Genomic DNA, 24897 nt, shown 5'->3' with positions numbered 1-24897 from the left:
ATAAGTGTGAAGCAAGTTTCGTTGAAGTTGATAAACGTAAGTAAAGTATTTAAAGACTTTAAAGGTAACGAAGTGAGGGCGGTTGATAATGTCAGTTTCGACGTTCAGCCGGGAGAGTTCGTCACATTGCTCGGTCCATCGGGCTGTGGCAAGACGACAACTTTGCGTATGATTGCCGGTTTTGAGAAACCAACCGATGGGATGATTCTCATCAACAACGTCAATGTCGTTGAGATTCCACCTTGGAAGAGAGATACAGCGATGGTTTTTCAAAGCTATGGACTCTTCCCGCACATGAACGTTGCGGAGAACATAGCATATGGACTGAAAATGAGAAAAGTTCCTCCAAGTGATATAGAAAAGAAGGTAAAAAATATACTGAAAGTCGTTGGTCTGGAAGGCTATGGTGATAGACCACCTTCGAGCTTATCTGGAGGTCAGCAGCAAAGGGTGGCGCTTGCAAGGGCTTTGGTCGTAGAACCTTCCGTTCTACTATTCGACGAACCGCTTTCGAACCTTGACGTTTTACTGAGAGAACAAATGAGAATCGAGATTAAGAGGATACAAAAGGAAGTAGGAATAACGGCTATATACGTTACACACGACAGAACAGAGGCACTTACGCTTTCAGACAAGATAGTACTGATGAAGGGTGGAAAAATAGAGCAAATAGGCTCGCCTGAAGAAATTTACGAAAAGCCAGTGAGCAAATTTGCAGCGGAATTCATGGGTAAAATCAACTTCTTCCCGGTTGAGATTGTAGAAAGACTGGAAGATAGAACAGTTATCAAGTTAAATGGTCAAGTTTATACGATACCTTCGCTGCCAACTTCTAAGAGTGAAAAGTATGTACTTGGGTGTAGACCAGAAGGGTTGAAGATAGCGTCGAAAGGTCCTGTAAAAGGTGTTATCAAAACGATAGTATATCTTGGTAACTTCTCAGAGTACTATATAGACACAGAATTTGGGGAAGTCATGGTCAAAGTTCTCCCACCGTTTGATACTACGCTCAGCGAAGGTAAAGAGGTCCATATTGATATTGTTCCAGAAATTGCGAAGATAATTCAGGAATAATATAATCTAAAAAATACTCCCGTTAGGGAGTATTTTTTTTGCAGAATTTTAGAAAATATGAAACTTTTCGAAAAGCGGTGCGAATATTAGTGATATAACTGCCATGATTTTTATGAGTATATCCAAACTCGGTCCCACTGTATCTTTTAAAGGATCTCCAACGGTGTCTCCGATTACCAATGCTGCGTGCTCAATTGAGCCTTTTGAAAGCCCTTCTATCTTTCCTTGTTCAAGATGCTTCTTAGCGTTGTCCCATGCCCCTCCTGCGTTCGCTGTGAATAAAGCTAACATAATACCACTCAGTGTAGTTCCTATGAGTAATCCCCCAACAAAATCCACTCCGAGCAAAAAACCTGAGATAAGAGGTGTTACAATTGAAATCATTGCAGGTAAGACCATTTCTCTTAAAGCTCCATCAGCACTTATCGTGATACACCTTTCGTAATCTGGCAACTCACTTCCATCCAATATTCCTGGCTTTTCTTTAACTTGCCTTCTAATTTCGTCTACCATCTTAGAAGCAGATTTCACAACGGCTTCTATTAATATTCCGCTGAAGAAATACGGCAATGCAGCTCCGAGTATAGCACCTCCGAGCGTTCTTGCATTGATTATGTTCAAGTTCAACAGTTCTTTTACGCTCGTAACGTATTCACCTGGTGAGGTTTGAGAGTAGATGTATGAGGCAAAGAGAGATAGTGCAGCCAATGAGGCTGAACCAATTGCAAAGCCTTTTCCTATCGCAGCTGTCGTATTTCCTACCATATCCAACCTGTCAGTTATATGCCTCACTTCCGGTTCAAGCTCAGCCATTTCGCTTATGCCACCTGCATTGTCTGCGATTGGGCCGTATGAATCTATCGTTACTGAAGTTGCGACAAAAGATAACATTCCAACTGCACCCATCGCCACTCCATAGAGACCGGCGAAATGATCCGCAAGGAATATTGCAAGAAACAACACAAACGACGGTAACAAAGCACTTTTCATGCCCAAAGAGAGTCCGCCGCTGATTACCATTCCTGTGCCTTGAAGAGATTTATAACTCAAGTTACGGGTAGGTGTAAAATTATCAGATGTGTAGTACTCAGCCAAAAGTCCTATAATTATCCCCGCAACGATACCTATTATTGCCGAGTAGTATGCAGAGAAAATGCCGTATCTGAAACCGTATGCTTGTAGTTCTTCTATGGGAACATTGTTTAACATCAGATTTGTAGAAACAACGTTTCCAAGACCTGTGAGGAGAGCTGAGATGATTAGAGCTAAATTCAACTCTTGATGTGGCTTGTCAGAGACTTTCTTAAAGACCACGAAAAGAATGCCAACTATACAAGCGGCGACACCGACAGTTACAAAGACGACAGGATAGAAGATGAGTTTCACAGCCGTATCGTAATATTTTCCAGAGAGTACATAACTGTATGCAGCTAACACAATAGCTGATAATATAGCACCTATATAGCTTTCCAGAAGGTCAGCGCCAAGACCAGCCACATCTCCTACGTTATCCCCAACGTTATCAGCGATCGTTGCTGGATTCCTCGGGTCATCTTCTGGCAATTTCAACTCGGTTTTACCAACCAAATCAGCGGCCATATCTGCTGCCTTCGTGTAAACACCACCTCCGACCCTGTCGAACATTGCAACTATAGAACAACCTAAGGAATATCCGGAGAGTGTCATAGCAAATGGTATGAAATTCACACCAATGTGATTCTCAAAAATTATCAAGTTCTCAACGTTCAGTTGCCTTCTAAAAATGTATGCAACTATCACCAAACCGGTGAGTGCTAAGGCTCCGACTGAAAGTCCCATCACTGAACCACCTTGGAATGCAATCTTCAATGCAGTCCCCAGCTTCTTAGTTGACCTTGCTGCCTCAGAGACACGGACGTTAGCCCTTGTTGCAGCTTTCATGCCGAAATATCCGGCTAAGGAACTCATCGTTGCACCTACAACAAAAGCTATTCCAACATACCAAGCTGTGAGAAAAGCCAAAGCAAAAGCGATGATAACTACGTAAATTGCTACAGCTCTGTATTCGTGGTTTATAAAAGCATCCGCTCCTTGCCTAATCCGCAGGGAAATCTCTCTCATCTTTTCGCTTCCCTCAGGTTGTCTTATCATAGATCTGAAGTTGAAGACAACCACAAGTAGTGCAGCAATTGGGACAACCAAAAGCCATAACATACTTTTTCACCTCCTTGAAGATTTTGGGGATTAATTATCGTTATTATACAACAAACATATTTAAAAACAAAAAAGGGTACCTTGTTGGTACCCTTTTCAATTTATTAGACTGGTCGGGGTGACTGGACTTGAACCAGCGACCTCTTGCGCCCCATGCAAGCGCGCTAGCCACCTGCGCTACACCCCGACTCTTGTGCAGCAAAACAATTTTAGCACAAGCCTTGCAAAAAATCAAGTTTATCGGAAATGGATGACTTTGTGCTTATCTGTGTTATAATATCCGAAAAGTTTTAGTTCGGAAACGATAGGAGGGAGTTACGATGTATGAAGATGTGAAAATTTCTTTGGAGAATTTGAAAAACGCATTTGACATTCTAAGTCGAGAGAATTCCGAAAAGAAGAACAAATTCCTGAGAAAGCTCGCTCAGAGACTCGATGAAAGCCGAGATTACATTATAAGTGAAAACAACAAAGATGTTCAAAGAGCTCGAGAATTGAAGGTCAAAGAGTCGTTGGTAGATAGGCTGGTACTGAATGACAAAAGGATAAATGAGATGATAGAAAGTTGTCGCATCGTTGAGAACTTGCGAGACCCGGTTGGTGAAGTCGTCGATTCATTTGTGCGTGAAGACGGGCTTAAAATCTACAAAATTCGTGTTCCAATAGGTGTTATAGCGATTATTTATGAATCAAGGCCAAATGTGACAATTGAGACTGCTATCTTAGCTTTGAAATCCGGAAACACGATTCTACTCAAAGGCGGTTCCGATGCTTTGAATTCTAACAGGGCGTTGGTTGGGATTATAAAAGAAGCATTAGATGACGTGGGTCTGCCAAGAAATGCTGTTGAATTAGTTGAACATACCGATAGGTCTGTGGTAGATTATATGCTTAAACAGAGAGAGTACATTGACCTTGTCATACCAAGAGGCGGTAAAGCTTTGATCGATTATGTTGTGAGCAATTCAAGAATGCCGGTTTTGGAAACTGGTGCCGGTGTTTGCCATATATTTGTCGATGAGAGCGCCGATATAGATAAGTCGATCTCTGTTATCGATAATGCGAAAACGCAAAGGCCAGGGACTTGTAACGCAGTCGAGACGCTCTTGGTTCACAAGAATATCGCTTCTAAATTATTGCCGAAATTAAAAGAGCTCTTTGATACGAAAAGGGTTGAAATCCGCGGATGTGAGGAGACAAGAAAAATAATTGATTGTAATGAAGCTACCGAGGAAGATTGGTCAACTGAATACTTGGATTTGATCATATCTATAAAGGTTGTTTCATCGCTCGACGATGCGATTGAACATATCAAGAAATATTCTACGAAGCACTCAGAAGCTATCCTTACAGAAAACTATTCAAATGCGATGAAATTTTTGAATTCGGTAGATTCATCGACCGTATATATAAATGCATCTACAAGATTTACAGACGGCGGACAATTTGGTATGGGAGCGGAGATAGGTATAAGCACGCAGAAATTCCATGCAAGAGGACCTGTCGGACTTAGAGAACTGACTACGACCAAGTTCGTGGTTTTTGGTAACTATAACGTTAGAAAATAAAGATACAGCGGAGGAATCTATATGGCAAAGATAGTCATGAAGTTTGGAAGCAACTTACTTGTGAAAGGTGGACAAATAGATAAGACGTATATTATAACAATCGCGTCTCTGGCGAATGATTTACTTAACGCAGGGCATGAAGTGGCAATCGTAACTTCCGGTGCAGCAGCTGCAGGTAGAGTGCTGATTCCGAATCTTGAAAGTGTTAAGGATATAGTTTCAAAACAAGCTCTCTGCGCTGTTGGTCAACCGAAACTGATGGAAATTTACCAGGTGGCGTTCTCGTTTTACAATCGTACAGTTGGCCAGATATTGGTTACGAGAGACGACTTCACAAACAGGCAGAGATTTTTGAATCTTAGAAATACGTTAATAGGACTGGAAAAAGTCGGAGTGATTCCGATTGTCAACGAGAACGATACAGTTTCAGTCGATGAGATAAAACTTGGAGACAACGATACTCTCTCTGCTATGTTCTCGGTATGCTGGAACGCGGATTATCTATTTTTGATGACCTCCGTTGACGGTGTAATTGGCTCAGATGGAAGAGTCTTAGACGAATATCACATTGGTAGTAAAGAGCCTGTCCTTGCAAATTTGGAAAAGACATCGCACGGAACAGGTGGTATAGCAACGAAGATCAATGCTGCAAAGATTGCTGCAGAAAGTGGTGTGGAGAGTTACATAATTAACGGAAGGCGTCTTGAATGTGTTAAAGAAGTACTTGCTGGAAAACGATGTGGAACGCATTTCTCAGTATCCGGAAAGAGAAGACTTACGAAAAAGGAATCTTGGGTGAAATATATTAGCAAACCTAAAGGTACTGTTTACATCAACGATGGTGCGTTCAAAGCGTTGATAGAAAGAAAAAGTCTCTTACCTGTTGGTATAACTGATATCGAAGGAGAATTTTCCAAAGGTGACGTAGTTCTAATAATGTACAATTCCAAAGTCATCGGAAAAGGTATTACAAATTACGGAAGCGAGGAGTTAAGGCAAATAAAGGGAAAAAAGAGTTCAGAGATTTCAGAAGAGATATACACCTACGATGAGGCGATTCATGCGGATAATATTATATTAGAAATCAGCGAGGTGAATTGATGTGAGAGTTGGCATAATCGGTGTTGGTAACATTGGAAGTATGATTTTGGAAGTGCTGAACGATAAGGCAGAACATGAGTTTTACATATACAACAGGTCCATCGAAAGGGTGAGAAAGTACGAAGTATTTGAGAATGTGAAGATATGCAGCAATGTAAAGGAAGTCTACGTGCAGTCAGACTGCACTTTCCTTTGCGTAAAACCACAACAAACCAAACAAGTGTATGATACTCTATTCGAAATTCATGAGGAACATGGTGTTTTGGTGAGCACCGCTGCAGGCAAAAGGATTGAAGAGATATCTCAGTCAACGGGAAAAAAGAACGTAATCAGAATAATGCCCACGATAACATCGAGAATTTCAATAGGGATAACAGCTGTTGCGTGCAGCAAACATGTCGATTCGAGTACAAGACACGAGTTTGAAAAGCTTCTCTCTCCGCTTGGAGAAGTTATGGAGCTTGAAGAAGAGAAGTTCGATGCGTTCACCGTACTTAACAGCAGTGGACCTGCTTTCGTGGCATTCATTTTGGAAAGCTTCATAGAAGGTGCGATTAATATCGGAGTTAACCCCGATTATGCGCGTGATATAGTGCTGAGAACGTTTGAAGGTTCGGTCAAGTTACTCGAACACATGAGCATCGAACCTTCGAGACTAAAGTACCTTGTCTCATCACCCGGTGGTGTTACAATACGTGGGCTCTACGAATTAGAGAAAGATGGAGTTAAGGGTGCCATAATGTCGGCGATTTATGAAGCTTTCAAAAGAAGTCAGGAATTATGAATGTTGATACAAGTAAACCACAAAGAGTTGTAGTTTGCAACAAGCAATGAGCATGGAGGAGAACGTACAAACAAAGTTCACTAAATGTTTGGAATTTTAACTTTTAAGTGGTATAATGTTATACAAGTTAATTTAACTTTAAAAACGACTCATCCTGAAAGGGGGGATTGGTGTGAGGTATGTGAAGTACGTATTTGTAACGGTAGTTTTGCTCGCGGGATTTGTTTTTGCGTTTGATCCAACGACATACGTATCTGCTGGTGTTGGAGAACCTGATACTCTGGATATCCATCAAGCGTACGACACAGTGAGCGGAGAGATAATCTACAACGTCTACGAGAGCCTTATAGCTTACAAAGGCAGCAGCTTAACAGAATTCGAACCAAGGCTTTCAACGCAAGTTCCTACCGTGAAAAACGGATTGATAAAAGATGGTGGAAAGACGTACGTCTTTCCAATCAGAAAAGGTGTGAAATTCCACAACGGTAATCCGCTGACACCTGAGGATGTTGAATACTCATTTGAACGCGGACTTTTGTATGATCCAACAGGTGGACCAATGTGGATGCTTTGGAATGCTATATTCGCTGTGAATTCTCTAAATGAGATGGTTGAGAAGTACGTAGGAAAGCCTGCATCGGAAGTTTTCAAAGACGGAAAACCACTGCCCGAATACAAAGACAAACTTGTTGAAATGTACCAAAAAGTAATAGACCCAGCAATAGAAGTAGATGGTGACAACGTGGTTTTCAAACTTGCAAGACCGTACGGTCCGTTCTTAACGATAATGGCTCATACAGTTGGCTGGTCTGCTGTTCTTGACAAGGAAACGTCTATAAAGATGGGCTTGTGGGATGGGAAACCGGATACTTGGTGGAATTACAGGAACATAGCCAAAGAAAAATCACCACTTTACGCAACGGCGATTGGAACTGGTCCATACAAATTGGTTGAATGGGATAGGACGAACAGAAAGGTTGTTTTGGAAGCGAACAAAGATTACTGGCGCGGCGAACCTAAGCTCAAGAAAGTTATTATAACAACTGTGAGCGAATGGGGTACGAGAAAACTGATGCTTGAAAAAGGAGACGCTGACGACATTGCAATAGTACTTGAATACCTCGATCAAATAAGAGGAAACAAGGATATCCAAATTATTGAAAACATTCCGTCCATGTCTGTTGTTGTAGTTGGATTTTCATGGTCAGTTTCACCAAACAGCAAATACATAGGCAGTGGAAAATGGGACGGAAATGGATTGCCACCAGATTTCTTCAGTGATGTAAACGCCAGAAAAGCGGTCTCTTATATAATAAACTACGATGCGGTTATCAGGGACGTTCTTAAAGGTTACGGTATCAGAATACCTTCGGCGCTTCCAAACGGATTGCTTGGGTTTGACCCAACGCTTCCACTTTACAAGTTCAACCTTACGGAAGCTCGAAAGGCATTGCAACAAGCCTGGGGTGGTAAAGCGCTGTCTGTTGGTATCAAGTTCACCGTCGCGTACAACACAGGAAATGCGATGAGGCAGAGAATCGCTGAAATGATAAAGACATACCTCGAAATGATTGCCCCTGGAAAAATCAAGGTTGAAGTTGCGTCTTTGAACTGGCCGAGCTATCTCGATGCTATGAGAAAAGCCGAATTGCCCATGCCTATATTCAACTGGCTTGCCGACTTCCCGGATCCTGACAACTTCATATTCACGTTCTACCACTCTGCTGGTACATACGCACCAAGACAAGGCGACAACTTTAAGAAATTCGTTAGTACACCAAGAAAGGAACTCGGTGGCAAGAGCTTAGACGAGCTGATCGATATGGCGAGGAACTCCTCTGATCCAGATGAACGTGCAAAACTGTATGTCCAGATTCAGAAATTTGCGATAGATAACTACATCAGCGTACCGATATATCAGCCAGTCGGAGTAAGAGCACAGAGGACGTGGGTCAAAGGTTGGTATCCGAACCCGATGAGGCCTGGAAACGACTACTTTGAACTTTACAAACAACAATAAGCACATTAAAATAACTAAGGAATTACAAAAGCGGGGGTTATTCCCCGCTTTTGCTTTTTTGACTTTTGTACAGGCAATCTGCTATTGGACATTGCTCACAAAGAGGTTTAGTTCTGCAAAGAGCTTTCGCATGTTCAACGATTAAACCGTGAAATTCTTGATATAGCTTCACATCTTTTGTGAATGTTTCCTCAAATAACTTTCTGGATTCATCATATTCTTTGTACTCGATATCGAAAATCCTTCTTACTATCCTCTTTGTATACGCATCGACAACAAATATCGGTTTTTCGAAGGCATAGAGTATTATCGAATCTGCGGTTTCCTTGCCTATGCCGTTGATTGAGAGAAGTTCTTTTCTCAAATTTTCCGTATCTAAAGTTGAAATCTTATCAAGATCATAACCGTACGTTTCTATCCACTGGAGCAAGTTCTTCAACCTTTTCGCTTTGATATTGAAAAATCCCGCCGGTCTGATAAGTTCTGAGAGCTCTTGCTCGCTCAATTTTCCTAAGCACTGTAAAATGTCACCTTGGCAGTATTTTCTTATGTTTACAAGTGCCTTCTCAACATTTTGCCAGTTCGTGTTTTGTGTCAAGACAGCCGATACGATAATTTCCTCCCTTGCACCAGGCCACCATTTGCCAAGTTCTCCGTATATTGATTTTAGTTCATCATAGAGCTCAGTGAACTTCAATGATAACTTCCTCCCCTAGGATTCTATGTGTTTTATCATCTCCGTAATATAGTTTAACATAAAAAAGCGGAGGTCTGAACAACCTCCGCCTCAGTGATTTACATCCCTTGATCTTTATGTTATCCACCAAGATATGCTTTTCTAACTCTTTCGTCTTCCAGTAAGTCTTTACCTGTTCCCTCAAGAACTATCCTTCCAGTTTCCAGAACGTACGCATAATCGGACAGTTTTAAGGCTTCGTACGCATTTTGTTCGACTAAGAATATCGTGACACCTTCGCTGTGAATTTTCTTGATCATCTGGAAGACTTCCTTAACGATAACAGGTGCAAGTCCGAGTGACGGCTCATCGAAGAGGAGTAATTTTGGCCTTGACATGAGAGCTCTACCGATTGCGAGCATCTGCTGTTCTCCACCTGATAGCGTACCAGCCCTCTGATTCGTTCTCTCGCGTAGCCTTGGGAACAAATCGAAGACATATTCTATGTCTTTCTTTATCTCTTCTTTATCCTTTCTCAAGTACGCACCTGCCAAGAGATTTTCATAAACTGTTAAGTTCGAAAAGACTCTACGTCCTTCTGGAACCATTGTTATTCCCATTTTCACTATCTCGCTTGTATCAAGTTTCGTAAGTTCTTTCCCTTTGTATTTAATACTTCCTCTTGTTGCTTCCTTCAAGCCGCATATTGTTCTTAACGTTGTCGACTTGCCAGCTCCGTTTGCACCTATAAGTGATATTATCTGTCCTTCTTCGACTTTCATGGATATACCCTTCAGTGCGTGTATACCACCATAATGTACATGTAAGTCCATAATCTCAAGCATCTTCATCACCTGCACCTAAGTAAGCTTTTATGACAAGTGGATTTTTCTGGATTTCTTCTGGGGTCCCTTCTGCAATTGTGACACCGTGATCTAAAACCACTATCCTTTCGCAGATGTTCATAATAACTTTCATATCGTGCTCTATAACTATGATTGTCAATTTGAATTTCTCTCTGATTCTCAAAATCAGTTCATTCAGTTCAAGCGTTTCATCAGGGTTCATACCTGCTGCCGGTTCGTCCAAAAGTAATAGTCTTGGCCGAGTTGCCAGTGCTCTTGCAATTTCAAGCTTTCTTTGAAGACCATAAGGCAGTGACGTTGACTTATAATCTGCAAGGTGGTGTATGCCAAGTTCTTTCATAAGTTCTTCTGTCATGCTCTGAATATACTCTTCTTCTTTCTGGTAATTTGGCAAGAAAGCAACGGCAGAAAACAAATCGGATTTCAAATGAGCGTGGAACGCTGTCATTATATTTTCACGTACCGTCATATTTCCAAAGAGCCTTATATTCTGAAACGTTCTCGCAATTCCAAGTCTTATTATTCTATCAGTTTTCTCATCTGTTATATCTTTTCCGAGAAATTCTATCTTCCCTTCCGTTGCAGGAAAGACGTGGGTTATCAAGTTGAATATCGTTGTCTTACCTGCACCGTTTGGACCTATCAACCCGAGCAGTTCGCCATCTTTTAGATCCAGGTTAAAATCGGAGACAGCAACGAGTCCACCGAATTTTTTAGTTACGTGCTCCATTTTTAAAACAGTCGTTTTCACTTCTTTCGTTTCTTTTGAAGGGACTGTCATCTGCGTTGTCATCATTGGCTCACCTTCCTTTTTGTAAATAACCTGACAAAGCCTTCCCAAGTGAATTCACGCTGTCCAAAGAGACCCTGTCTGAAGAAAAGGATGGTTATCATAAGGAGTATGGAGAATATCAGCATACGCATACCAAGTATACCCGGTATCGTTATGCCAAATATATTCATAGGCATTTCGACGAACCTGAGCCCTTCCATCAAGAAAGCAAAACCTATTCCGACAATCACACTGCCTGTGATATTTCCGAGCCCACCGAGGAGTATTATGGTAATTATCTGATACGTGAAGAGTATACTGAAGGAATTGGGGTCTATCGTCATCAATAAGCTTCCTAAAAGACCTCCCGCAACGCCTGCGAAGAACGCACCAACAACGAACGCGAGGACTTTGTGCTTGAAGAGATTTATACCCAAGTTTTCAGCAGCCACTTCGTCGTCCCTTATCGCTTTCAATGCTCTACCGTAAGAACTGTCAACTATTCTTCTGATAACTATCACTGTAACGATAGCCCAGCTTACAGTCCACCAAAGGTTCGTGTAAGTAGGTAACCCCTTCAAACCGAGAGGCCCGTTCGTAATATTTTGCAAGTTGTTGAAAAGAGATCTGATAATTTCTGAGAAACCGTACGTAACTATTGCAAGGTAGTCTCCACGCACTCTAAGGCTCGGCGCACCGACGATGAATCCCATCAATGCAGCCATCAAACCACCGACAATGAGTGCCCAAAAGAAAGGAATTTGTATTTGATCTAATGGAGAAATCAAAGGCTCCATGAAAAAGTTCGACAATTTGTTCTCAGGCGACATGTACAAAAGAGCAGACGTATAAGCACCTATTGCCATAAATCCGGCATGCCCCAGAGAAAATTGACCAGTGAAACCGTTTATGAGGTTCAAGCTAACTGCGAGGATGACGTATATGAAGCCTGTGTTGAGAACTCTCTTTATGAACGGGTCCATGTACTTTTCAGCAAAAAAGACAAAGATATAAATTACTATTATAAAGACTATGCTGAGCATAATTCTCGTTGAACGTTTCATGCTTTTTCACCTGCCTCCTGACCGAAGAGTCCATTCGGCTTGAAGATCAGGACTAACACGAGGAGTAAGAATATGAACGCTTCACGATAGCCTGAGTATTCCGGGAACATCGCAGGAATTAACACGGTCAGCAAGCCGAGAACGAATCCACCTATGAGCGCTCCTTTAAGACTACCGATACCACCCACAACAGCGGCTATGAAAGCCCTACTGCCTGGATACTGCCCCATGAACGGGAATATCTGAGGGTATCTGAGCGCCCAGAAAACAGCACTGACAGCAGCAAGCGCAGAACCGAGAGCAAAGGTAAAAGATATCGTCCTGTTTACATTTATTCCCATAAGCCTTGCCGTGTCAAAGTCTCTTGAGAGAATTCTCATGGCAAGACCGATTTTTGTTTTTTGTAGTATGAAAGTGAGAATTACCACCACAATTATCGAGAAAATTATCGTATAAATCGACACAGCCTGTACTCGTATTTCACCGAAGATAAGAGTTTTTTTCATCGGTTCTGGAACTGGGAAAGATCTTTGAATTCCACCGAAAACAACAACAGCGAAGTTTTGGAGCAAGAAGGACATACCGATCGATGACACGAGGGAATTTATCCTTGGATACTTTCTGAGAGGTTTATATGCAACTTTTTCAATACCAACGCCAAGAAGCGATGTGAAGACAATACCGAGAATCACCGCACTGAGCCAAGGAGCGCCGAATATCAAAGAGGTATAAAACATGAAGTAAGCCGCCATCATGAAGACGTCTCCGTGTGCAAAGTTAACAAGCTTAACAACACCGTACACAAGGGCATATCCTACTGCGACGAGCCCAAAAACAAACCCCAATGAGATAGCATTAACCATATGTTGCAAAAACAGGCCCCAATCCATCACTACACCTCCAACCCTTTGAAAGAATCTGAAAGAAATCTAATAATTCTAAAAGACGGGAATGGCAGAAGCCATTCCCATCTTTAAAATGTGGGCTAATCAATCGCCCTTTATTACCGTAACGAATTCGAACTTTCCGTTCTTTATCGTTTTGATGACTGCGTCTTTAATTGCGTCCCTGTTTTGGTCAAATCTTATTCTTCCAGAGACACCAACAAAGTCTGTCGTTAACAATGCTCTTCTAATCTTTTCTGGATCATCGCTACCCGCCCTCTTTATTGCGTCGATTAATACCATGTAAGCGTCATAAGCAAGTGCTGGTAAGTAGCCTGGGTCTTCGTTGTATTTCTTTCTGTACTTTTCAACAAATGGTTTCGTCTTGTCAGATAGTGCAGCCTTTGCATCGAACATTGTGCTGTAGTATGCACCTTCAACGGCACTTCCACCGATTTCTATCAATTGTGGTAAGTCCCACGTGTCTCCACCGAGTAATGGCTGCTTTAGTCCAAGCTCGCGTGCTTGTTTCGCTATAAGTGCAGCATCACCAACGATACCGGCTGGAACGAAGATAACGTCCGGATTGGCCTTCTTAATTGCTGTAAGTTGAGCTGTGAAATCTTGGTCTCCACCTTGGTAAGCTATGTAGACTTTGACCGCTTTCGAATCGCCTGTAAGCTTTACGAAAGCATCGCGGAAGTAATATGCAAGGCCGACTGAATAGTCGTTTGAAACGTCGTATATAACCGCAGCGGTCTTTGCCTTAAGGTTTTGAACAGCGAATTTCGCCATAACTGTGCCTTGGAACGGGTCAATAAAGCAGACTCTGAATGCAAATGGTTTGTCCTTTGTGACAAGTGGGTTTGTGTTCGATGGAGCGATGTAAACGACTTTGTTCTTGTTGGCTATCTCTGCACCGGGAATACCGAGTGCACTTGAATAGGTACCAAGAATTGCTGAAACTTTGAACTGTTCAATGAGCCTCGTAACAACGTTAGCAGCTTCGATTTTGTCACTCTTATTATCAAGCGTGACAAGTTTTATAGGCCTTCCAAGAACAGTTGGGACTTCTTCGTACGCCATCTCGATGCCCCTCATGCCAAGCTGTCCACCCATTGCGTAGTTCCCAGTTAGCGGTTGCGTTACCCCTATCACAATTTCATTTGCTGCAAAGGCTATAGATAAACTCAAAATCATAATGATAAAAAGCAGATATTTTCTCATGCCAATCACCTCTTATACAGTATGGGATTTAAATAGCATTATTATGGTTTTACAATACTTACCAACTTGAACTTACCGTTTTCTATCTTCTTAACTATTGCGTCTTTAACTGCGTCTCCGTTTTCGTCAAACGTTATAGAGCCAGTTGCACCTTGGAAGTTCTTTGTCTGTGCTAATGCGTTCTTAATATCTTCTGGTTTTGCTGATTTTGCTCTTGTTATTGCGTCAAGAATAACGAGGTAAGCATCAAAACCAAGAGCTGCGAACGCACTTGGTTCTTCGTTGTATTTCTTCCTGTAAGCTTCAACGAATTTCTTTGTCATCTCTGTTGTCATAGCCTTTTCGTCAAAGTGCGTGCTGAAATATGCGCCTTCGACAGCGTCTCCGCCAACTTCGATGATTTCAGGAACTTCCCAAGTATCTCCACCTAAGAAAGTTGCCTTGATACCCATTTCTCTTGCTTGTTTCATTATAAGTGCGGCATCTCCGTAAGAACCAGCTGGTATGAATAGAACATCTGGATTCTTAGCTTTTGCTAACGTGAGCTGAGCTGTGAAGTCCTGGTCTCCACCTTGGTAAGAAGCTACTCCAAGTATCGACTTTGAATTTCCAGTAAATTGTATGAATGCATTTCTGAAGTAGTGAGCAAGTCCGACAGAGTAGTCAGATGAGATGTCTTGGAGGATGTAAGCAGTCTTTGCTTTGAGAGTTTCAACAGCGAATTTTGCCATCACAGTACCTTGGAATGGGTCAATGAAACAAACTCGGAATGCATATTCCTTATCTTTTGTCACGAGTGGGTTCGTTGGTGAACAACCCATCATAGGAACTTTCATCTTGTTTGCAACTTCGCTTCCTGGGATTGCTAATGAACTTCCGTAACTTCCGATAATCGCACTGACGTTGTAGACTTGGATGAGCCTTGTCACAGCGTTTGCTGCTTCCACTTTGTCGGTCTTGTTGTCTAAGACTATCAGCTCTACCTTTTGGTTGAGTACGGTTGGGAACATCTCGTTGGCGAGTCTAATACCTTTGAGCGTGAGCTGACCTCCGGCAGCAAAAGCACCTGTTAGTGGTTCAAAAACACCTATCCTGATGGCTGAGAACGTGAAAACCGTTAAGATGAGCAATACAAACAGCAGAACTTTCCTCACAACTACCCCTCCCTTTGAAAGAGTTGAAAGATTTAGCAATCCTAAAAACTTAATGAGTGAAAAACAACATTTGCAAAATATAGTGCTGTGTTACCTTTGTTAAACTTACTGAATATTTTTTTACATTATATACCAAACGTGGAAGGTTTTTGAAAGTCTGTATTTTGACATCTATAAGTAGTTTTAGACGTTTTTTGACGTATATATGAGTTATTTGTATTTTTAGCATAAATTCATTCGTTTTGAAGGGGAGTTCACGAATAGTCATGAATAAATGACTATTGTATTTTTTCATTGCACTTTGTGAAATGATAAACGACAAGTTACATTTGTTGTCAGTAACTGTAAAAATAGGTGTGTTTCAGACACGTCTTAGATGTTGGAATTTGCATGGAAGTTATATATTTCAGAAAAATAAAAAGGACCGAGCAACTTTGCTCGGCCCAACAAATCAATTTTGAGTTTTAAACTAAAATGGATAAAATCCCAATTCAAGATTGTTCCTTTCAATTATCGCCTTCATCTGCTCTTCTATAATTCTCTTATGACCTTCTTCCCAATCTTGCAAGAGCACCAACACCTTCCTGACACTTTCATTTTTCTCATTATCAGCAGCTTTCTTATAGAATTCCATGAAATCTTTTTCTATAAGGTAAGCCATCCTGAGAACAGCCAAATCTGCAATATCGTCTTCTTGTGATGTTTCTTGAATCTTTTGACCTTCGTATCTTGATTTGAAATAGCTTGAGTCTTGCATCTCGATTGCCTCGACTTCCCTGCCTTCTTCAAGTGTCTTTACAAGTCTTCTTATGAATTCCGTATGCTCTTTTTCCATCTGCGCAAGGTAGTCAAAGATGTCTGAGACATGTTTGCTTTTCACTTCTTCTTTTTTTGCGGTGTAGAATTTATAGCCCTCTATTTCAAACTGCTCTGCGAGTTTCAATATGTCGTACATACTGCCCCCCCTTTCATATTTACGTGCCTTGTTATTTTTGTTCTCTTAGGTACTGGTCAATACCGCGTGCAGCCCAGTATCCGTCAGCAACACCGTGGATTATATCAGGACCGTTTACGATGTCACCACCTGCGAATAGCCATGGAATAGCAGTTTGTCTTAAATTGTTTGTCAAAATTCTTGGACCGACGAACTGTATCTTCTGCTTCCATTCTTCTGGCAAGTACGAATAATCTGGTGCCTGACCGATCGCTTCGATTATCATGTCGCCATCGTAGTATTGCAATTGGGATTCGTCGAATTTCGGGTTAAACCTTTTGTTCTCGTCAAACACTTCTGTACACTTCACACATTCAATTCCTTTGATGTTGTCTTTGTCATCGAAGATAACCTTTCTTGGACCCCAGCCTGGGCAGATTTTGACACCTTCTTCAATTGCTTCTTCTATTTCTTCCATATCGGCTGGCATTTCTTCGTGTGTTCTCTCAAGACACGTGACCGTGACATGAACTTCTCCAAATTTCATCTTCTGGAGTCTTGCCATACTCCTTGCAATGTCCATCGCGACATTACCACCACCAATGACCACAACACGCTTGGCTATCTTTGGCTCGGATCCTTCGCCTCTCAAATAGTCCCTTATTTCTCTTAAAAGAGGCAGAGCTTGGACGACATTTGGATGGTCGGAACCTGGAATTTTTGTCGATCTGCCAAGCGTCAAACCAGTCGATATAAATATCGCATCGTATCTGTTTTTGAGCTCTTCAAATGTTATGTCCTTTCCAACAGCTACACCTGTCAGTATTCTTACACCCAGTGATTCTATAAATGCGATATCTTTATCGAGCGCTTCATCTGGTAATCTGTATCTTGGTATTCCGTATCTCATCACGCCGCCTGGCCTGTTCATCGCTTCGTAAACATCAACCTCATAACCCATCGATGATAGGAAGTACGCAGCCGAAAGGCCGGCAGGACCGCTACCAACGATCGCTACCTTCTTGTTCTGCTTTGGTGAATCAAATTTGACAATCTCGTGCCATTTTTCTGCAGGAACGTTGTCTGTTATGTACCTTTTCAGCCACCTTATTGCTATTGCTTCACCTCTGTGTCCGATAGAACATACTTCCTCACATCTGTGCGTACAAACTCTTCCACATACTCCTGAGAACGGGTTTGCACCAAAGTTCTTCTGGTCTTCAACGCCTTTGAGGAGCCATTTCAGTGCATCCTGCAAATCGTCTTTCCAGATGGCCTTAATGTATTGTGGTATCTGCATGTGTTCGGGACATCTGTCCACACATATCGCACACTCGACACATCTTGCAGCCTCGGCGATTGCTTGTTCTTTACTGTATGCCTTAACAAATTCGACAAAGGAGTTAGATCTCTCTTCAGCTGGCATATGCTCTGGAACGATCCTGTCAAGATCAAGCAATTCGCTATCCTCGTCCCTTGTCCAGCCAACCTTTATTTCCTCAGGCTCTTTCTTCAATATACCCTTCTCGGTTGGTGCATAATAGAAATCCTCTGGATTTGGAGAGACGAAGATATATTCTCTTGTCATCTGCAACGAGCCAGTTGTACATATATCGACACACATCGCACAGAAGCTACATCTTCCATAGTCTATAGATGGCCTCTGAGGTTTCATTCCGTATTCTTCTTTCATATCTGGTACTTCGACCATCGTTATTGCATCCGTTGGACATATCTTCGCACAAGTGCCACAACCGATACATTTCTCCCAGTCATTTATGTGAAAACCCCTGTACCTTGGTGCTGCTTCTCTATACACCTTTGGCACTTTAATTGTAACTGGCTTTTCAAACAGGTTCTTCCAACCAAGCAGTGGAGCGAAGAAGCTCTTCTGAGGTCCTTTATCTTTGATTTCCATCATCAGCACCTCCCGATTATCGATCGATTTCAGGTGCGCAAACACCCATAGTGTCAAGCCAGATTGGAACGTCATCTATTCGCGTACCGGGCAATAGGTGCTCAACACCGTACAGTCCTTGAGGATAAGATGCTCCCCTAACAGCTACGCGGTAAGGCGTTTCTCCGCCATTTGAAACAACCAAGTAGCCGTATTCACCGCGTGTTGATTCGACCCTTGCGTATGCCATGCCTTTTGGAACTCTTATTCTCAAACCACTACCATCAGATATCTTCGTATTCACAGGTCCTGATGGCATTTTCTCAAGCACTTGCCTGATAATTCTTATACTCTGCCTAATTTCTTTTGGTTTCAGGCTGATTCTTGCCAACGCATCTCCTTCAGTTGCCGTTGGCACTTCGAATTCCACTTTGTCGTAGAACAGGTACGGGTCGATTTTTCGTATATCATACGGCACACCGGTTGCGCGCAGTCCGATACCGGTAACACCGAGCTTCAAACACGTTTCCGTATCAATTTTGGCTATTCCTCTTAGACGTGTGTGGAGTATTCTGTTCTTTAGTATAAACGTCTCATATTCCGGCATTCTTTCTTCGAGATAATCCATCAATTGATGTATCTTCTCTTCAAGTCTCGGTGGGAGGTCTTTTCTCACACCGCCAGGGATTATATACATGTGGTAAATCCTTGCGCCAGAAAGTTCCTCAAATATATCGAGGACTTTATCTCTATCGCTCACTGACCAGAACATGCTCGTGTACATGCCAGTTGGTCCACCGATACCACCGAATGACCACAGATGGTTTGCTATCCTTGCAAGTTCAAGCACCAACATCCTTATCCATTGAGCCCTTTCTGGTACTTCTACTTTTGCTATCTTCTCTATAGCCATAGCATAACATGCTTCGTTGATGTCTGGTTCTGGAACGCATATCCTTGGAATAAGTGCAAGGTTCTGATACCAAAGCCTTCTTTCCATGAGTTTTTCAAAACCTCTGTGCAAAAATCCTGGAAGCGGTCTTGCCTTTACAACGATGTCACCTTCAACGTACATATGCACGCTGAAATTACCGTGCATACCAGGGTGATTTGGACCAAAAAACAGTTTTACTTCACCCATTTATATCACCTCTTATATCTTCCCTTATTATCTTTGCTTCGTGAATAACGTCTTTTTCGTACATCCTGTCTGGATAGTGATCTTTTGAATATTTCAGAGGGTCAAAGTCTTTTCTGAGAGGTGGTAAATCGTTCCAGACTTCTAAAATCATCGGCAACTTGCACCTTTCATTTCCTTCGAACTCAACACCGAAGAACTCGTGCACGTCTCGTTCATAGTACTCAGCTACAGGCCACATATCTTTGACTGTGTAGAATATCGGCTTGTCCCTATCAACGAACGTTGAGACGAGGAAAGTTACCCCATTCGACCAGTTGAATAAAATATACACAAGCTCGAATTTCTTTTCTTCTATCCAGTCAACGCAAGTTAGTATTGATAGATGCGAATATCCTGCTTCCTTTAAGTGAGCCAAAAGAGGTATCGTTTTGTCGTTTGCTGCTACAAATTTGTACTGCTTTGCATCTATCTGCTCTACTTCGATATTGAAAAGACTCTTTGCTTTTTCGATTACTTCAGAAACATTAGCCACATTATTCGTGGAATTGGTCATGGACGATCACCTCACCGAGACTGCGCAGTTGATTCTGTTTGTACCACTCGTAATTTTCCTTGTACTTCTTCCAGCCGTTCGCTTCGCCTTTTCTAATCATTTCCATAAGTGTGTTAAATGCGTTCAAAATGGCTTCCGGTCTTGGCATACAACCTGCGATGTACAAATCGACAGGAAGGTAGTAGTCTAACCTGTTTATCGTTGAATAAGAATCATAATATATACCGCCGTTGATAGTACACGAGCCAAATCCGATTACGTACTTTGGATCTGCCATCTTTTCGTATGTGTAAATTACCCTTCTAAGTGTTTTTGCGCTGAGATATCCTGTTATCAAGAATATATCCGCTTGTCTTGGCGTTGCCATAGGTCCCATGCCAAGTCTTTCCATGTCGAACCTTGAGGTCATGGAAGGTGGCAACTCTACAGCACCACAACCAGTACAATAATGGAGCATCCACATGGATCTGCTTCTGAGTTGGTCTGCTATCTTTTCCCACACGCTTCTTTCATCTATCTGAGCCATCAATTTCACCTCCGCACACATCTACTCAGTAATTATCAAAACACCCAGCCATTGACTACTAAGAAAACCTGCAAGAATGCAAGCAGGATTGGTACAGTCCAGTAAAACGCAACGGCTTGTTCTATCCTAAATCTTGGGAGCACCGTTGAAATCATTACTGCAAGAGCCCAGACTACGAAATATTTGAGCAAGAATTCTATGTAATTTCCGCCGCCAAGGAAGAAGTCTACGAACAAGCTTATCTCGACGAATTCCATGAATGTATTCATGAGCATCAGCAATCCCATGTATTTTGCTGAGAGCTCAACCATAGGACCGGATGCGATTTCAGCTGGTGCTATCGGTGCTTCGAACGGTTCTTTGCCGAGCATACCTTGGAGCGATATGAACGCCACAAGTGCACCTATCGGGAATTTGAAGAGATTCCATGTACCATTCTGAGCTGCTACGATGTTTGATATGTTTCCAGTTTTGTAGAAGTACATAAGTGTTGTGATAACTATAAGATATGGCACTTCGTAACCGAGCATGAGTGTTAGCGCTCTTGCCACACCTATGGACGCCCACGGGTTGCCAGTACCAACCATTCCCATCGCCATACCGAGTGCACCGACTGTGAATAAGTAAGCTATGACGAAGAAATTATCCAATCCAGGGAACGCAACTAAGTTTCCAAGTGGAACAAATGAGAGCGTTGCAATGACTCCACCGAGAGCCATAAGCACGCCGAAGTCAAATATCCAGCCATGAGTCCATCCGTGCTTTGTCAAAGTTTTGAAGACGTCTATAAAGTTCTGATACCAAGGTGGTCCGTATCTTCTTTGTATACGCGCTGTAATTTTTCTTCCAAGCCCCTCAAATGTCAGGCCAAAGAAGAAGGCTGTAAACAATACTCCTGCAACTCTTGCTATCGTCATAGCCATGTCTTACCACCTCCACCACATTATCAACAGAACAACCAAAGCAGTCCAGAAAAGGTACGCCGAGGCTGTGCGTCTTGCAAGATAGTCGACACCTTTTCCGATAGCCTTAAGCACGTTAACTATAGACAGGTACCAATCTTCGAATGAAGGATGACCTTCGTATTCTCTTTCGAGGAAGGCATAGAATTTACCAGCATAATGGTACAGATCATAGTTGTGCAAGAACTCACCAGATGTATACTGATCTTCAAGCGGTATCCTCTTGCCTTTTGGCATGAGTATGTAGATTATTGCTGCGATTATGAAACCGACTGCAAACATCACGAAGACTACCCATGTGTCCCAGTATCCCAAACTTGTCTTTAAGACCGTGCCTTCGAATTCAAAAGGCTTCATGCCAAATTCCTTCTGTACATCGGTTATCCATGTCAAAACTTGTTGCGGGAATATACCCCAGAGCACGGTTAAAGCTGTGAGGATGATCATAGGAATTTGCATAATTACTGGCACTTCTTTAACATCTTTGTGTTTACTCTTCAATTGCCCGAGGAATACGCCTGCAAGAGGCCTAAAAACGTACAAGAACGAACCGATGCTACCAACGAATACGAAAAGTTCTGTTACGAACATACCCTTTGACACTAAGCTTTGGAATATCATCCATTTTGATATGAATCCGCTTGTTGGTGGAATACCTGCAAGCGAGATGATTCCCACCAAATATGTAACGAACGTGACCGGCATCCTGTGGATTAATCCACCGAGTTCGTCGATCTTGGTTGTACCTGTTCTATATGTAACCGCCGCAAATGAAAGGAATATCATAGTTGCGGCAAGGGCGTGGTTTACAACGTGGAAGAGTCCACCTGCGTATCCGACTTGATGGAGCGTGGCAAGACCTATAAGTATGTAACCACCGTTTGCCACTGTCGAGTACGCTATGAGCATCTTCATATCGTTCTGCTTTATGGCCATAAGCGTTCCTATGAGGATCGATATATTACCAAGCCAGACCAACAAGTAAGAGAGAATATTTATCCCATTGTAAAATTCAGAGAACATATTAGCGATTGGAAATACGCTTAAAACCAGAGCGAGCAAGTAAGACCCCATCTTCACAAGCTGACCGGAAAGTACTGCACTGAACGTATCGGGTGCGTTTCCGTGCACGTTCCTCAGCCATGTATGGAGCGGGAATATACCGCTCTTTGCAATACCAGCACCAAGCATCAGAAGTACTACTGTCCATCTGAATCCAAGTGATTCGTTTGGCAAGTACTGAGCGATTTCAAATATGTCAAAAGTTGAATATTTTGCATACAGCATGAACACTCCGTAAAGGAACATGTATGTACCTATCGAGCTTATCACGATATACCATATAGTTGCCTTACGAGATTCCTCTTTTCCCATCGGCACTATGAACAACGAACCAAGAACGGCGATTTCCCAGAATATGTATAATGCGAGTAAATTAGAAGAGAAGAAAACACCGAGTGTGCCAAGTAATGTGAGTATCGAAAGAGCGTTAAATGCACTCGGATTTTTTGTCTTGCTGATCCACGAGATATTGAAGAAACCGAAAGATGCAAATACTATAAGCGACACTATTGAGAAGTATTTTGCCAAAGCGGTGTATTTCAACATACCTTCAAGGCCAAATAGTCCTTCAACCGTTCCTGTTGGCATACCCCAAAGGATGTACAAAGCGAATATCGAGAGAGCGAACAATATAACAGGCCCTATCTGCTTAGCTATTTTGGAAAGTAAGTAACTTCCGAGTGCTCCGACAGCCAAGTATAGTATCAGATTTTGCATTGTCACATACCTCCTTTCAGGAGAGTATCGAAGTAGGTTCTGAAATCTGTTAACGACGTAGCTATGCTGTGAGTCTTGTCTGTGATTAGCTGTGGCATGAAACCTACGATGATAAGTACAAGAGCTAAGAGTAGCACAACAAGCTGCGTACCAAATGGTATGTAGCTTTCATCTTCTTGTTCTTCTTGGTCTTTGTACCACAGCTCAACGTTCCACTTGATGAGATAACCAGCCTCTATGACTGTTGAAATTAATAATACAGCAGGAAGAATTAAATTATTCATCTCAAAGAGTGATTGAAGTAGGTTGATTTTCGCCCAGAATCCAGCTGTGAGAGGTAATCCTATTATCGAAAGTGAAGCGATTGTAAATGCCAAACCTACTGTGGTGTTTCCTTTAAAGCCCTTGTGTGACAAGTAAGCGAAAATTGAGAAGAGCACGAATACTGATACAACATCGGCAAAGAGATAAAAGAAAGCAGCTGAAAGTAGTGTATCCTCTCCATGAACTGCGGCAGACAGTGCTGCCACTACCGTGCTTGCACCAGCTATTGCCATGTAAGCAAGTGCTCTTCCAAGATTTTTCTGTTTTAAGGCAGCCAACTGAGCTACGATGATTGAAATCGTTGAAAGGATGAAGACCAATTCAAATCTGACAGGAAGTGTTATTGTAAAGAAAATCCTCGCGAAAAGGTAGAAAATCGAAGCGGTGACAGCCGTTCCGAGCACAACAGGTGTTAGAGAAGAACCATTTGAATACACATCGGGTGCCCAAAGTCCAAGAGGAAGGACTTTCAACTCTATCAATAGAGCCAAGAGCATGAAAATGCCGGCAATTTCCATATACTGTGGTGCAACGATGAAACTTGCATATCCCATATTCAAAGTACCTGCATAGACGTACACTGTTACTGCACCTATCAAATAAAGGGTTCCTGCAACAGCACCGAAAATGAGGTACTTGAACGCTGCATAAGAGTTTTTCTTTTCAGCTGCAAGTATGTAAGCTATTGCGGATATGATTTCAAGGAACACAAATGAGTTAAAGAAATCACCTGTGAGCAACAGCCCATTTAACGATGCTGTAAGCACAAGGAGCAAAATCCCATGCTTTTCTTTAAAATCTGCGGTGAGTGATATTGCAAGCAAAAGGATATTCACGAATAAAAGGAATGGATAATTCACATTATCAAGCAAAAGTGCTATACCATAAGCAGCGGGCCAATTACCAACTTGAACCAACGTGCCTGGCTTCAAGAATCCGAAAAGCAAAACTAGATTAAATATAAGGGCGATTGGTAAGATGTACTTGCTTGCCTTTGGAAAGGCTACCGTAGCAAAAGCGAGGGCAAGAGGGACAGCAATTAGCAAAGTAATCATTCTATCACTTCCTTTGCTGCGCGAATTTCATCTGGGTCAACAGAGCCGTATTCTTCGTTGATGTGTACTAAAAGCATTGCACCAAGAGCTAAAGTTCCAACGCCGATAACTATTGCTGTAAGGACGAGCGCTTGCGGGAGAGGATCAACGAAATTTGCGACAGGAGTTATCACAGAGTAGATAGGAGCCTCCGCACCTTTGAGATAGCCGAGCGAGACAATGAAAATATTGACAGCGGTATCAATTATTGTCAAAGATACAAGCTGTTTAAAAAGGTTCTTTTGGGAGATGATTCCATAAAGACCTATGCCAAAGAGGACAAACGAGATGTAGTAAAGCATAT

22 protein-coding genes and 1 tRNA gene are annotated in these 24897 nt (G+C 42.1%); 5 read left to right on the top strand and 18 right to left on the bottom strand.

Annotation, left to right across the window (positions count from 1 at the left end):
* The first annotated feature begins 6 nt into the window (after window positions 1-6).
* Window positions 7-1074, top strand: a complete 1068-nt coding sequence (locus BUA11_RS01485; protein ID WP_072757562.1) for an ABC transporter ATP-binding protein — start codon at window positions 7-9, stop codon at window positions 1072-1074.
* 48 nt (window positions 1075-1122) lie between these two features.
* Here BUA11_RS01485 and BUA11_RS01480 read toward each other — a convergent pair whose 3' ends face one another.
* Together BUA11_RS01480 and BUA11_RS01475 are read right to left on the bottom strand one after the other, a co-directional pair.
* Window positions 1123-3267 (bottom strand): sodium-translocating pyrophosphatase, encoded by a 2145-nt coding sequence (locus BUA11_RS01480; protein WP_072757560.1) that lies wholly within the window; start codon window positions 3265-3267, stop codon window positions 1123-1125.
* Between the two features lie 110 nt (window positions 3268-3377).
* A tRNA-Pro gene (locus BUA11_RS01475) sits at window positions 3378-3454 on the bottom strand.
* Between the two features lie 133 nt (window positions 3455-3587).
* On the opposite strand from BUA11_RS01475, the gene BUA11_RS01470 reads away from it, so the two are divergent.
* From BUA11_RS01470 to BUA11_RS01455, 4 genes are all read left to right on the top strand, one after another.
* A complete protein-coding gene (locus tag BUA11_RS01470) occupies window positions 3588-4835 on the top strand; it encodes a glutamate-5-semialdehyde dehydrogenase (RefSeq protein ID WP_072757558.1) in 1248 nt (415 codons plus the stop codon).
* Window positions 4836-4856: 21 nt separating this feature from the next.
* Window positions 4857-5936 (top strand): glutamate 5-kinase, encoded by a 1080-nt coding sequence (proB, locus tag BUA11_RS01465; RefSeq protein WP_072757545.1) that lies wholly within the window; start codon window positions 4857-4859, stop codon window positions 5934-5936.
* A 1-nt stretch (window position 5937) separates the two neighbouring features.
* Window positions 5938-6720, top strand: a complete 783-nt coding sequence (proC, locus tag BUA11_RS01460; protein WP_072757543.1) for a pyrroline-5-carboxylate reductase — start codon at window positions 5938-5940, stop codon at window positions 6718-6720.
* Window positions 6721-6892: 172 nt separating this feature from the next.
* A complete protein-coding gene (locus BUA11_RS01455; protein ID WP_072757542.1) occupies window positions 6893-8740 on the top strand; it encodes an ABC transporter substrate-binding protein in 1848 nt (615 codons plus the stop codon).
* A gap of 37 nt (window positions 8741-8777) precedes the next feature.
* On the opposite strand, the gene BUA11_RS01450 is transcribed toward BUA11_RS01455, so the two are convergent.
* The 16 genes from BUA11_RS01450 to BUA11_RS01375 form a co-directional block, all read right to left on the bottom strand.
* Window positions 8778-9437, bottom strand: coding sequence for an endonuclease III domain-containing protein (locus BUA11_RS01450; protein WP_072757540.1), 660 nt, complete (start codon window positions 9435-9437; stop codon window positions 8778-8780).
* Between the two features lie 119 nt (window positions 9438-9556).
* Window positions 9557-10261 (bottom strand): ATP-binding cassette domain-containing protein, encoded by a 705-nt coding sequence (locus tag BUA11_RS01445; protein ID WP_143145232.1) that lies wholly within the window; start codon window positions 10259-10261, stop codon window positions 9557-9559.
* The gene (locus BUA11_RS01440) at window positions 10254-11078 is read right to left on the bottom strand and encodes an ABC transporter ATP-binding protein (RefSeq protein ID WP_245789426.1); all 825 of its coding nucleotides are present in this window, start codon (window positions 11076-11078) and stop codon (window positions 10254-10256) included. The genes BUA11_RS01445 and BUA11_RS01440 overlap by 8 nt, the downstream gene beginning before the upstream one ends.
* Window positions 11075-12118, bottom strand: coding sequence for a branched-chain amino acid ABC transporter permease (locus BUA11_RS01435; RefSeq protein WP_072757536.1), 1044 nt, complete (start codon window positions 12116-12118; stop codon window positions 11075-11077). The genes BUA11_RS01440 and BUA11_RS01435 overlap by 4 nt, the downstream gene beginning before the upstream one ends.
* Window positions 12115-13008: a branched-chain amino acid ABC transporter permease gene (locus BUA11_RS01430; RefSeq protein ID WP_072757523.1), complete on the bottom strand. Its 894-nt coding sequence runs from the start codon at window positions 13006-13008 to the stop codon at window positions 12115-12117. The genes BUA11_RS01435 and BUA11_RS01430 overlap by 4 nt, the downstream gene beginning before the upstream one ends.
* A 99-nt stretch (window positions 13009-13107) precedes the next feature.
* Window positions 13108-14229 carry an ABC transporter substrate-binding protein gene (locus BUA11_RS01425; protein ID WP_072757521.1) on the bottom strand — a complete coding sequence of 374 codons (1122 nt, stop codon included), beginning with the start codon at window positions 14227-14229 and terminating at the stop codon, window positions 13108-13110.
* Between the two features lie 41 nt (window positions 14230-14270).
* Window positions 14271-15383 carry an ABC transporter substrate-binding protein gene (locus BUA11_RS01420; RefSeq protein ID WP_072757519.1) on the bottom strand — a complete coding sequence of 371 codons (1113 nt, stop codon included), beginning with the start codon at window positions 15381-15383 and terminating at the stop codon, window positions 14271-14273.
* 469 nt (window positions 15384-15852) lie between these two features.
* Window positions 15853-16338 carry a ferritin-like domain-containing protein gene (locus tag BUA11_RS01415; protein WP_072757517.1) on the bottom strand — a complete coding sequence of 162 codons (486 nt, stop codon included), beginning with the start codon at window positions 16336-16338 and terminating at the stop codon, window positions 15853-15855.
* A 31-nt stretch (window positions 16339-16369) separates the two neighbouring features.
* Complete coding sequence (locus BUA11_RS01410; RefSeq protein WP_072757516.1) at window positions 16370-18235, bottom strand: FAD-dependent oxidoreductase; 1866 nt, start codon at window positions 18233-18235, stop codon at window positions 16370-16372.
* A 16-nt stretch (window positions 18236-18251) separates the two neighbouring features.
* Entirely contained in the window at window positions 18252-19355 is a 1104-nt protein-coding gene (locus BUA11_RS01405; RefSeq protein WP_072757514.1) for an NADH-quinone oxidoreductase subunit D, read from the bottom strand.
* Window positions 19348-19908 (bottom strand): NADH-quinone oxidoreductase subunit C, encoded by a 561-nt coding sequence (locus tag BUA11_RS01400; RefSeq protein WP_072757512.1) that lies wholly within the window; start codon window positions 19906-19908, stop codon window positions 19348-19350. Before BUA11_RS01400 ends, BUA11_RS01405 begins: the two co-directional genes overlap by 8 nt.
* On the bottom strand, window positions 19889-20425 hold the full coding sequence (locus BUA11_RS01395; protein ID WP_072757883.1) for a NuoB/complex I 20 kDa subunit family protein: 537 nt from the start codon (window positions 20423-20425) through the stop codon (window positions 19889-19891). Before BUA11_RS01395 ends, BUA11_RS01400 begins: the two co-directional genes overlap by 20 nt.
* A gap of 44 nt (window positions 20426-20469) precedes the next feature.
* The gene (locus tag BUA11_RS01390) at window positions 20470-21357 is read right to left on the bottom strand and encodes a respiratory chain complex I subunit 1 family protein (RefSeq protein WP_072757511.1); all 888 of its coding nucleotides are present in this window, start codon (window positions 21355-21357) and stop codon (window positions 20470-20472) included.
* 3 nt (window positions 21358-21360) lie between these two features.
* Window positions 21361-23175 carry a proton-conducting transporter transmembrane domain-containing protein gene (locus tag BUA11_RS01385; RefSeq protein ID WP_072757509.1) on the bottom strand — a complete coding sequence of 605 codons (1815 nt, stop codon included), beginning with the start codon at window positions 23173-23175 and terminating at the stop codon, window positions 21361-21363.
* A 2-nt stretch (window positions 23176-23177) separates the two neighbouring features.
* Window positions 23178-24554: a complex I subunit 5 family protein gene (locus BUA11_RS01380; RefSeq protein WP_072757507.1), complete on the bottom strand. Its 1377-nt coding sequence runs from the start codon at window positions 24552-24554 to the stop codon at window positions 23178-23180.
* Complete coding sequence (locus BUA11_RS01375; protein ID WP_072757505.1) at window positions 24551-24895, bottom strand: sodium:proton antiporter; 345 nt, start codon at window positions 24893-24895, stop codon at window positions 24551-24553. The genes BUA11_RS01380 and BUA11_RS01375 overlap by 4 nt, the downstream gene beginning before the upstream one ends.
* Between the last annotated feature and the right edge of the window lie 2 nt (window positions 24896-24897).

Source organism: Fervidobacterium gondwanense DSM 13020 (genome assembly GCF_900143265.1).
Classification (GTDB): domain Bacteria; phylum Thermotogota; class Thermotogae; order Thermotogales; family Fervidobacteriaceae; genus Fervidobacterium; species Fervidobacterium gondwanense.
The sequence above is the reverse complement of the archived record's forward strand: the minus strand, read 5'-3'. Positions and strand labels throughout refer to the sequence as shown.

Excerpts from the sequence above, each read along its gene's own strand:
- BUA11_RS01415 (WP_072757517.1), bottom strand. The coding sequence starts at position 16,338 with ATGTACGACATATTGAAACTCGCAGAGCAGTTTGAAATAGAGGGCTAT.
- BUA11_RS01410 (WP_072757516.1), bottom strand. The coding sequence starts at position 18,235 with ATGGAAATCAAAGATAAAGGACCTCAGAAGAGCTTCTTCGCTCCACTG.
- BUA11_RS01405 (WP_072757514.1), bottom strand. The coding sequence starts at position 19,355 with ATGGGTGAAGTAAAACTGTTTTTTGGTCCAAATCACCCTGGTATGCAC.
- BUA11_RS01480 (WP_072757560.1), bottom strand. The coding sequence starts at position 3,267 with ATGTTATGGCTTTTGGTTGTCCCAATTGCTGCACTACTTGTGGTTGTC.
- BUA11_RS01400 (WP_072757512.1), bottom strand. The coding sequence starts at position 19,908 with ATGACCAATTCCACGAATAATGTGGCTAATGTTTCTGAAGTAATCGAA.
- BUA11_RS01380 (WP_072757507.1), bottom strand. The coding sequence starts at position 24,554 with ATGATTACTTTGCTAATTGCTGTCCCTCTTGCCCTCGCTTTTGCTACG.
- BUA11_RS01445 (WP_143145232.1), bottom strand. The coding sequence starts at position 10,261 with ATGCTTGAGATTATGGACTTACATGTACATTATGGTGGTATACACGCA.
- BUA11_RS01435 (WP_072757536.1), bottom strand. The coding sequence starts at position 12,118 with ATGAAACGTTCAACGAGAATTATGCTCAGCATAGTCTTTATAATAGTA.
- BUA11_RS01440 (WP_245789426.1), bottom strand. The coding sequence starts at position 11,078 with ATGATGACAACGCAGATGACAGTCCCTTCAAAAGAAACGAAAGAAGTG.
- BUA11_RS01430 (WP_072757523.1), bottom strand. The coding sequence starts at position 13,008 with ATGGATTGGGGCCTGTTTTTGCAACATATGGTTAATGCTATCTCATTG.
- BUA11_RS01375 (WP_072757505.1), bottom strand. The coding sequence starts at position 24,895 with ATGCTTTACTACATCTCGTTTGTCCTCTTTGGCATAGGTCTTTATGGA.
- proB (WP_072757545.1), top strand. The coding sequence starts at position 4,857 with ATGGCAAAGATAGTCATGAAGTTTGGAAGCAACTTACTTGTGAAAGGT.
- BUA11_RS01385 (WP_072757509.1), bottom strand. The coding sequence starts at position 23,175 with ATGCAAAATCTGATACTATACTTGGCTGTCGGAGCACTCGGAAGTTAC.
- BUA11_RS01470 (WP_072757558.1), top strand. The coding sequence starts at position 3,588 with ATGTATGAAGATGTGAAAATTTCTTTGGAGAATTTGAAAAACGCATTT.
- BUA11_RS01390 (WP_072757511.1), bottom strand. The coding sequence starts at position 21,357 with ATGGCTATGACGATAGCAAGAGTTGCAGGAGTATTGTTTACAGCCTTC.
- BUA11_RS01425 (WP_072757521.1), bottom strand. The coding sequence starts at position 14,229 with ATGAGAAAATATCTGCTTTTTATCATTATGATTTTGAGTTTATCTATA.